Source organism: Acidobacteriota bacterium, from assembly GCA_022562055.1.
In the GTDB taxonomy this organism is placed as follows: Bacteria; Actinomycetota; Acidimicrobiia; order Spongiisociales; family UBA5794; genus BMS3BBIN02.
The window spans coordinates 1-5998 of sequence record JADFQA010000066.1; the positions used below are offsets into that span (position 1 = coordinate 1).

The following is a 5998-nucleotide window of genomic DNA, read 5'->3' on the forward strand; positions in this document are numbered from 1 at the left end:
GAGTTGCCGGACTGTTGTCTGCCACCGTCGTCACGGTGGCCACAGAGGTGACTGTAGCGGCCACTTCTACTCCATCAGGTAATCGCACTCTTACGGCCATGCCCTCTTGAAGAGTCCCCTGATCCTGCGCTGGTAGGTCTACCGCTACCAACGTCGTCTTTCCGGTGATCGCAAGTACCGGTGTACCTGTACTAACCGTCGTACCGATAGGCGTTAGATGATCTGAGACGCGGACCGGTGAGGCGAGGAACATCACCTCGCCACGGCTGATGGTGCCATCACCGTCGAGGCCGACTGATTCTTCGAAGGCGACGATCGCTGTCCTCGTGTCAGCGCTGAACACGCCGTCGACGACCATGGCGTCACCGGCAAATCCTAGATCCGCTAGTGATTTTTCGAGCTGCAAGACGTCGCTGCCGGTCATCGGATCATCTCCCACCAGCGTCAATACTGTCGTGCCACTTGCCGCGGTATCGCCAACTGAAGCGAGAATGGTCGAAACTTCTGTAGGGCCTGGTATGAAAACGATGTCGCCGAGAGCTATAACGCCGTCCTGCGCTGCGCCAACTGCCTCCTGGAATTTTTCAACGACGCTTTCGGTGGCGGATGTAAAGACGCCGTCAACCGTCATTTCGCCGTTCTCCACAAATCCGAGAGAATTGAGGCTTTCCTCCAGCTGAAGTACGTCGTCTCCCTCAATGTCAGTGGATTGGTCTGCCATGGTCCTATAGGCAGGGATGACTCCATACAGAGCTATCACTGGTTCGCCGTTCATTTTGAACAGAATGTCGCCTTCACTGATGACGGTCCCTGGTTCGGGGAGCCACGTGATCGTGCCGGACTGTTTGGGCGCAATGGCCACGTCGGAATCTGATCTCATCAGGTCTCGATAGAGCGGGACTTCACCGAGGAGTAGAACCGTCGGTTGGTCGTCGATACGAAAGAGCTCCCCGCCTTGATCAATGACCGAGCCGACACTGGCGAGGGCAGTCACTGTTCCCTGCGTCGGCGACCTAACAGGGTCGCCCTGCGTCCTTCCCAAGGTGCCTTCATACTCTGTCTCTTCAACGAGATCCGTTACCACCACCTCTCCGAAGTGGACCTCCACGGGATTCGTCGTGACGCCACCGCTTTGCTCTCCGGAGGCGAATAGAAACACCATCGCGGGGAGAACCAAGCCGAATCCGACAAGAATCCAGCGTCTGGTAGTCATCCGGCGGTTTTTTCTGGCGTTCGAGTATTCGTCGGTTCTGAAATCGGAATCGACAATCTGTTTCGGCGTTTCGGGCGTCACCACTATCCTCCCGACCCGTCGTTGTTCGCCGGGCCTCCTGGGCCACGACCACCGCCGCCGAGGTTTCCGAGGATATCGCCACAGGTTTCCAGTGCAGCCTCGAAGGAGGGGTCGTTCGGATCGAAGTCACCGAATATGCCGGCACCGCCAGGTCCACCGCCTGCTGAGAAATCTGGATCCCGGATCTGGATGCCTTCGCCGCGCATGCACTCTGCAAACTCAAGCAGCGTGTCCTGCTGAGCTGTATTATCCCGACCCCGAAATCCGAGATCGAGGCCTTCGAGCAAGTCACCACATGACTCAAATCCTTCACGGAAACCCTCGTTGGCTCCTTGCCCGCCGTTGCCTTGTCGGCGCCCTCCGAGTTGGACATTTCCATCGGAATCGACGGTGGGGTCAGCGAAGTCGAGTCCTTGGTCTCTCATGCATGCTGAGAACGCGAGAAGTTGTGTTTCGGTATCGGCGATCTGCACTTCCTCGACGTCGTCGGTGTCTACGCCGGTCGCGGAGTCATCCAAAGAAGCAACACCACCGTCAGCGCTGTCGCCTCCACCGCAGGCAGCAACTACGAACGTAAACGAGATCAGTATCGCGGCTAGTCTTCGCATTTCTGTTGTCCTCTCATGACTTATCACGATGACACAAGGATGTAGTAGCAAGCTGAGAGAAACCTGAGGGTTTCGTGAGAGCCCCGATTGGGCGTCGACGCAGTCCCAACACCGACTATGCCGTGTCGACGATCCGCCCAGCAGTCGCGTGTTGCCGATGGTGGATCAGGCAGTGTCTACGCAGGATACGAAGGAGCGGGCGTTGATTTTCGCTGTCGGTGATCGCCTTCCGGTGGACGAGTTACGCGAGTGCATCGCGATGGCCCTGACCTACCACCTAGCCAAGCGAACTTAACGCGCGGACTCTTCAGTTCGCGAGTCGATGAATTTCAACCAGTTGCGCAGCTCGGTTTCCCGAATCGTCGGATCAATGATGTCGTCGCCGACACCAAGCCGTTGGCGGAGTTCCTCCGACTCGGGGTTGGCATAGAGAGCCATCATGTCGGCTGCGTATGCGCTCACGGACTCCTCGTCCGAGAAGTGACCCTCTCTGACGAGCGCCTCGGCGCGCGCCACGATGAGGCGGCCCATTTTGTGGAGGTTGTATTCGGGGTGATATTGGGTGACCCAGAATGACCCCTCACCGTCTTCAACGATGGCAGCTTGTATCGAAGTATGGGCATTCCCTCCAAGTGATTCGGTGCCCTGTGGAAGTTGGGTCACTTCGTCGAGGTGCATGATGAAGGCATCAAACACCGCGGGTTTTCCAGCAAACATCGCCGATGCGCGTGCTTCATCATTGAGTTCTATCCCGCGCGCGATGCCCCATTCACGACCCGCGGGGTTGACGGCAACATCGCCGCCTCCGACCTGTGTAGCCAACTGCAGCCCCCAGCAACTGCCCCAGCTTGCGGCACCGGCGGCCATCAAGTCGCGTGCGAACGCGATCTGTCCAGATACGCGTGGGTCGTCGGTGTGATAGACGGTGAGGTCAGACCCCGTCCAGATGAACCCGTCGAAGTCCGCAATCGTTGTTCCCGTGGGCAGGCTGAAGTCGGGGTCGGCAAACGACATCGGGTCTTGGTCGAAGAGTCCCACGATACCTTGAACCTGGAACTCGGGTCGACGTTGTTTCAGCATCTTCAGCCATGAAAATCGCGCCGAAGAGAATAGGAGGTGGTGGGGTCCCAAACCGACGTCATCGACGAGGGCAAGGATCGCGCCTACGACATCAAACGCATCCTGTGGTGGCGGCTGACTCTTGAGTTCAAGGTTCAGGGACCAGTCCAAGTCGAGAGTCAGCTCGAACGCCTCACGCAGTGTCGGTATCTTCTCGCCGACGTAACTCGCCAACTCGTCAGCCGGGACTGCACCGGCGGCGACCTGGTCGAAAGGGTCGTCACGTTCGAACCACGAGCCGGTGTCGAGCGTGCGGATCTCAGCCAAGGTATATGTCGAAAACGGTGCCGGGACACGGTCTGGAAACTTATCAGCGACATCGGTTGTACGCATCATTGCGTCGTCGTGCATCAGGATGAGGTAATCGTCCGCAGTCACCGCAACGTCCGTCTCCCACATGTCAGCACCCACCTCGTGGGCCTTGCGCGCCGCGAGGGTTTGTATCGGGATCTCTAAATAGCTCCAGAAGTTTCCCTGACAAACGTGGGTGGAGGCTTGCGTCACTCTCGTCGAAAAGCAGTATCTGCCCGTGTTCGAGCGCGTCCAAGACTGGCCCGATCAATTCAAACCATGCCTGTGTACCAGCTGATTCTTCACCCATCTCGAACGGCAACTGCTGGCCTTCGACGCTATGGATCAGCTGGACGTGGCGACGACGGGGACTGGATTGATCCGCACCGTGTTCGATTGGATGCTTAACGATCCGAACGTCGTGGACACCGAAATCCGCAAGCCGTAGCAGCGCCATGGCTGATTTGCGGGTGGCATCGAGCCCTCTGGTCGGCTCTCCGTTGTCACCAGACTCCTTCTTTTCGAACAGTGGGGTCTGGCCTTCGGCTCCACTATCGTTGAACAACCGAGTGGTCGATACGAACGGGGCCACGATGCCTGGACCCCTAGCTAAACGGCGCATGCGCGAAGCGCCAAGACTTCGAATGCCGGCGATCGCCCGCCCGGCCGAACCGATCTCGGAATCCCGCAGTCTCGTCGCAGCTGACAAGGCAAGTGTCGTCGGCGTGAGGAGTTCCCTGGTCCCTGCTAACACGCCGAGGCCGCGCCGAAACCGAATTTCGTCACCCTCGCGTTCAAACAGAACACGCCGCCGTCTTTCCGGATAGCTGTACAGACCCTCGAAGAGGACAGCCGAATCATCAACTTCGAGACTGTATTCGAACCTGACGCCACCCACGATCAGTTCGATGTCGAAAGTTGAGCTGGTCGCTGGCCCTTTTCCGAATCTGAACGGCTCGCGAGGTATAACTTCGTCCCAGTTCGCCAATGAGCGCCACACGGCGTCTGAGAGCCACGCCAGTGCCTCAAGGAGGTTAGATTTGCCCGAAGCGTTCGGTCCGTAAATGGCTGCCACCGTAAGGACCGCTTCAGAGAGCCGGTCAAACTCACGAGCCGCGGGACGATCGCGATCTATGGCGATCATCGACAGTTCGACCGGATCCATTATCGATCGGTGGTTGGACACCTCAAGGCGCAACAAACGGACGTCCCGATGAGCATCGCGTCGGAGGTCGCGGAGACGCCCGAGATGCGAGCGTTACGAACACCAGTAGGTCCTTCAACCGAGTGTGGAGCCAACCTCGGACATCAGCGCTCGCAGACGCACGCGGTAACGCGCGCCGTTGTGGCTTTGGGCGAAGAGAGGGTAATTCGTGAAAGTCTACGAGGACCGACCTGCTTGGTCTACTGACGGTGCACGACGAGCTGTTTACACCAAACCGTGTTCACTTTTACATCCCGACGGCCAGTTCGCCGCCTGTTGCCGATCGTGTGGCGAGGGCAACTTGCTTGAGACCCGACTGTCGAGATTGGGTTCGTTTCGCCACAAGAGCCCCAAACCAATGGAAGAATATGGGAACCCGCCGAACACGTAGCGCTTCTGGTTCGTCGGATTTCCAACATCAGTCTCCCAGAATCTTGCGAATCGTGGTCTCAAAGTCGACAAGAATCGCATCGTTCTCTGCCGTTCTCTCGCTGGACACTTCCACAGTGTTCACGTCTACCCCAGACCGGCTGCGGAGCATCGCGTAGAGTTTAAGCGACCGCTCCAGTCCCTGAGCGAGGCGTGAATCGATCAGGCTCGCACGTTCGAATGTGTGATCGATTGCACGTGCCGCCGCGTCTTCTTTGTGTACCTCAGGGTCGCCGAGGTTCTGGCTGGCTGTGAAGATGTCGCCATTGATGACGCGACTTGCCGTGTCCCCGGCAAGAGCCTCAGCCTCAAACCTGTCCAGACGATCAAGTCGACGGAAGTAGGATGCGACACGGAACGCAGCCTCGTCCTCAACAGCGTCGCGGGGATTGAGAGACGCGACGATGTCGCTCATATATCTATGGAACTCCTCAGGGTCCTCCTCGAAATACCCGCGGCGGATCGCAACCATGCGCTCTGAATAGATGCCGTGCTTGACTGCGTTGCCTGCCGAGATGGCTTTGCCCTCTGCACTTGTCGGTCCTGTCGACTTGGCAGCGTTGGCCCGGTTCGCTTCGTTCTGGCGTTCTGTTCCCATGGGTTCCTCCCGTAATAGTGAGACAATTTCCGAACACGACATGTGTTCGTCTATGTGCTCATCAAATAGCGATTACAGGGATCGCGCAAGTCACCTAAATTGCCGCGGGACAAATGGGGTAGGTTGATAGCTACATACCCCGATTTGTGGCTAGCTTGGAGTCATGGACAGGAAACCAGAAACTCGGCTCAGCCTCCTGACCGACGATGGAGCTGCCCAATACTTCGGGGGACAGTGGTGGCGGTTTCGGAGTGACGGTGCAAACGGATTGCCGCTGTTCGTGCAGGTGGCCGAAGTTGACGGTGAGATTGTTTGCACCCAGATTGCAGTGGGCGGTCGGATGCCGATGTCAGAGCTGCGTCGGGTCACGACGGCCGACTTGAGGCAGATTCCGGTCGGCGCCATCACCGACGCGATAGGCCAGCTGTTCGAATCGGTGCCGGAAGATCCAGTGG

At 58.1% G+C, this 5998-nt stretch carries 6 protein-coding genes; 1 reads left to right on the forward strand and 5 read right to left on the reverse strand.

The features are described 5' to 3' along the window. The 5 genes from IIC71_14855 to IIC71_14875 form a co-directional block, all read right to left on the reverse strand. Positions 1-1213, reverse strand: a 1213-nt coding sequence (locus tag IIC71_14855; protein MCH7670460.1) for a peptidoglycan-binding protein, incomplete at its 3' end; no start/stop codon positions are given. Between the two features lie 83 nt (positions 1214-1296). Beyond that, the gene (locus IIC71_14860) at positions 1297-1902 is read right to left on the reverse strand and encodes a hypothetical protein (protein MCH7670461.1); all 606 of its coding nucleotides are present in this window, start codon (positions 1900-1902) and stop codon (positions 1297-1299) included. Positions 1903-2193: 291 nt separating this feature from the next. Next, positions 2194-3420 carry a hypothetical protein gene (locus IIC71_14865; GenBank protein ID MCH7670462.1) on the reverse strand — a complete coding sequence of 409 codons (1227 nt, stop codon included), beginning with the start codon at positions 3418-3420 and terminating at the stop codon, positions 2194-2196. A 1-nt stretch (position 3421) separates the two neighbouring features. Beyond that, a complete protein-coding gene (locus IIC71_14870) occupies positions 3422-4477 on the reverse strand; it encodes an ATP-binding protein (protein ID MCH7670463.1) in 1056 nt (351 codons plus the stop codon). Positions 4478-4934: 457 nt separating this feature from the next. Continuing rightward, on the reverse strand, positions 4935-5543 hold the full coding sequence (locus IIC71_14875) for a hypothetical protein (GenBank protein MCH7670464.1): 609 nt from the start codon (positions 5541-5543) through the stop codon (positions 4935-4937). 163 nt (positions 5544-5706) lie between these two features. Here IIC71_14875 and IIC71_14880 point away from each other — a divergent pair. Beyond that, on the forward strand, positions 5707-5998 hold a 292-nt coding region (locus tag IIC71_14880), incomplete at its 3' end, for a hypothetical protein (protein MCH7670465.1).

Excerpts from the sequence above, each read along its gene's own strand:
- IIC71_14860 (MCH7670461.1), bottom strand. The coding sequence starts at position 1,902 with ATGCGAAGACTAGCCGCGATACTGATCTCGTTTACGTTCGTAGTTGCT.
- IIC71_14865 (MCH7670462.1), bottom strand. The coding sequence starts at position 3,420 with ATGTGGGAGACGGACGTTGCGGTGACTGCGGACGATTACCTCATCCTG.
- IIC71_14870 (MCH7670463.1), bottom strand. The coding sequence starts at position 4,477 with ATGGATCCGGTCGAACTGTCGATGATCGCCATAGATCGCGATCGTCCC.
- IIC71_14875 (MCH7670464.1), bottom strand. The coding sequence starts at position 5,543 with ATGGGAACAGAACGCCAGAACGAAGCGAACCGGGCCAACGCTGCCAAG.